2 protein-coding genes and 1 pseudogene are annotated in these 3212 nt (G+C 66.8%); all 3 read left to right on the forward strand.

Annotated features, from left to right (window positions below):
- Positions 1–2179: phosphoribosylformylglycinamidine synthase (purL, locus tag VF497_RS17900; protein WP_330891314.1), on the forward strand; the 2179-nt coding region annotated here is incomplete at its 5' end.
- Between the two features lie 6 nt (positions 2180–2185).
- Positions 2186–2878 carry an exosortase H-associated membrane protein gene (locus tag VF497_RS17905; protein ID WP_330891316.1) on the forward strand — a complete coding sequence of 231 codons (693 nt, stop codon included), beginning with the start codon at positions 2186–2188 and terminating at the stop codon, positions 2876–2878.
- A gap of 5 nt (positions 2879–2883) precedes the next feature.
- Positions 2884–3212, forward strand: a pseudogene (locus VF497_RS17910) (type II secretion system protein GspE); the annotation flags it as partial.

Genomic DNA, 3212 nt, shown 5'->3' on the forward strand with positions numbered 1-3212 from the left:
GCGCTGCCCTTTTGCGGTCGTCGGCCAAGTCACCGCCGAACGCCTGCTGCTGCTCGAAGATGCGGCGAATCAGCAGGCGCAGCCGATCGATCTGCCGATGGACGTGCTGTTCGGCAAGGCGCCGAAGATGCAGCGCGACACCAGGCGCAAGCCGCAGCGTCTCGATATCGTGCCCGACCTCGACGGCATCGCGCTCGAGGATGCGCTGCAGCGCGTGCTGCGCGCGCCGGCGGTCGGCTCGAAATCGTTCCTCGTCACGATCGGTGATCGCACGGTCGGCGGTCTCTGTGCGCGCGACCCGATGGTCGGCCCTTGGCAGGTGCCGGTGGCCGACTGCGCGGTGACGCTGGCCGATTTCGACGGCTACGCGGGCGAGGCGATGGCGATGGGCGAGCGCGTGCCGGTCGCGGTGCTGTCGGCACCGGCTTCGGCGCGGCTCGCGGTCGGCGAGGCGATCACCAATCTCGCCGCGGCGCCGATCGCCGACATCGGCGAGATCCGCCTCTCGGCGAACTGGATGGCTGCGGTCGCTGCGCCCGGCGAGGACGCCGCGCTGTTCGACGCGGTGCAGGCGGTCGGCATGGAGCTGTGCCCTGCGCTCGGCATCTCGATTCCGGTCGGCAAGGATTCGCTGTCGATGGCGACGGTGTGGCAGCTCGACGGGCGCAAGCAGAAAACCGTGTCGCCGGTATCGCTCAACGTCACCGGATTCGCGCGCGTCACCGACGTGCGCCAGGCACTGACGCCGCAGCTGCGTACGGATGCGGGCGAGACCGAGCTGTGGCTGATCGATCTCGGTGCGCGCAAGAACCGCCTCGGCGGCTCGATGCTCGCCCAGGTCTACAACCGTGGCGGCGGCCTGCCGGCCGATGTCGACGATCCGCAACGATTGAAGAATTTCTTCACCGCGATCCAGAAGGCGAATGCGCAGGGCCTGCTGCTTGCCTACCACGATCGCGCCGACGGCGGCGTGCTCGTCACCCTGATCGAAATGGCGCTGGCCGGGCACTGCGGCCTCGACGTCGAGATGAACGGCTGGGGCGAGGCGATTCTCGCTTCGTTGTTTTCCGAGGAGCTCGGCGCGGTCGTGCAGATCCGCGCGAGCGATCGCGCGGCATTCCTCGCCCTGCTCGCCGAGCACGGGCTCGACAAGCTCGCGAACTTCTGCGCCAGCCCGCACAAACGCATGCGCGTGAAGCTCTGGCTCGGTGGCGAGCGCCTCGCGCGCTGGCCATGGGAAGACCTCATGGCGGCGTGGTCGGAGACGAGCTTCCAGATGGCGGCGCGACGCGACAATCCGCAGAGCGCGCGCGACGAGGACGGCCTGCGCAGCGACGACGGCGATCCGGGCATCACGCCGAAGCTGACATTCAATCCGGCCGACGACATCGCCGCGCCGTACATCCATACCGACGCGCGACCGAAGATCGCGATCCTGCGCGAGCAGGGTGTCAACGGCCAGGTCGAGATGGCGGCGGCGTTCACGCGCGCGGGTTTCGATGCTTACGACGTGCACATGAGCGACCTGCAATCGGGCCGACACAAGCTCAAGGATTTCCGCGGCTTTGCCGCCTGCGGTGGCTTCTCCTACGGCGACGTGCTCGGCGCGGGTCGCGGCTGGGCTACCTCGATCCTGTTCAACGCGAAGTTGCGCGACCAGTTCGCCGCATTCTTCGCCGATCCGACCAAGTTCGCGCTCGGCGTGTGCAACGGCTGCCAGATGCTCGCGGCGTTGAAGGAAATCATCCCCGGCGCCGAGGCGTGGCCGAGCTTCGAGCGCAATGCATCGGAGCAGTACGAGGCGCGTCTGGTCACGCTCGAAGTGGTCGAATCGCCGTCGCTGTTCTTCAAGGGCATGGCCGGCTCGCGCATCCCGGTCGCGGTCGCGCATGGCGAAGGTCGTGCCGAGTTCGCGAAAAGCGGTGATGTGAAGCGCACCGCGGTCAGCCTGCGCTATGTCGACAACTACGGTCGCGCGACCGAAGCCTATCCGCTCAACCCGAACGGTTCGCCGGCTGGCCTCGCCGGCATCACCGCGGCGGACGGCCGCGTCACCGCGCTGATGCCGCATCCCGAGCGCGTGTTCCGCAGCGTGCAGATGTCATGGGCGCCGCGCGAGTGGGGCGAGGATTCGCCATGGATGCGCATGTTCCGCAATGCGCGCGTCTGGGTCTGCTGAACGCGCATGACGATTTCTCCGCTCCGGCGCTTCATGCTCGCGGCCGTGCTCTGGCTGCCGTTCGCGTTCTTCCTCTGGTTCGCGTTCCGCGCGCAGTTCGCCTGGCCGGTCATCCAGCTCGCCAAGCTCGCGCTGGTGCATGTCTGGCCGGGCCTGTACCTCGATGTGATCGTCGGCGCCGACGAGATCAACCAGGCGACCGGGCAGCTGATCGCGCACCATGGCGACTGGATGCAGGTCAACAGCAACGTCATCTACAACGCGGTCAAGGATGGCGCGCCGAAGTACGCGTTCTTCGATTTCGCGCTCAACCCGATGATCTACGGTTACAGCGTGCCGTTGTTCGCCGGCCTGGTCATGGCGACGCCGCTTTCGACGTGGCAGCGCTTCGCCCAGATCGGTGCGGGCTTCGTCATGCTCTGGCTGGTCCAGGCCTTCGGCGTCGTCGCGGAAACGTTCAAGGTGATCGGTTTGCAATTGCCCGAGGGCACGGCGAAGATGCACGAGCTGGGCTATTCGCTGGAGGTGATCGCGCTGGCTTACCAGTTCGGTTATCTGATCCTGCCGCCGCTCGTGCCGGCGGCGCTGTGGATCCTGCTGAACCGGCCGTTCATCGAAGAGCTGACGCGCCCGCCGCTCGCTGCGGCGGCGGAACCTAATCGCGAGACCGCGGTCGAAACGCGGCAGCAGGGGAATTAACGATCATGTCGGCCGTACAACCATTGCCAACCTCTCCACTCGAGGGGCACAACGAAACACTGGACGAGCGCATCTGTGCGTACCTCGTCGGTCGCGGTCGCCTGAAGGAAAACGACCTTCTGCGGGCGAAGCGGTTGCTGGAAGAAAACGGCGAGGGCAATCTCGTTCCGCTGCTCACGCGTCTGGGCCTCGTGTCCGAACGCGAGATGGGCGATGCCTTGAGCGAGGTGATGGGCCTGCCGCTGGTGACCGCGAAGGAGTTTCCCGACGCGCCGCCGCAGAACGTGGCCATGTCGATCCGCTTCCTCAAGCAGCATCACATCGTCCCGATCGG

The organism is Rudaea sp., from assembly GCF_036383415.1.
In the GTDB taxonomy this organism is placed as follows: Bacteria; Pseudomonadota; Gammaproteobacteria; order Xanthomonadales; family Rhodanobacteraceae; genus Rudaea.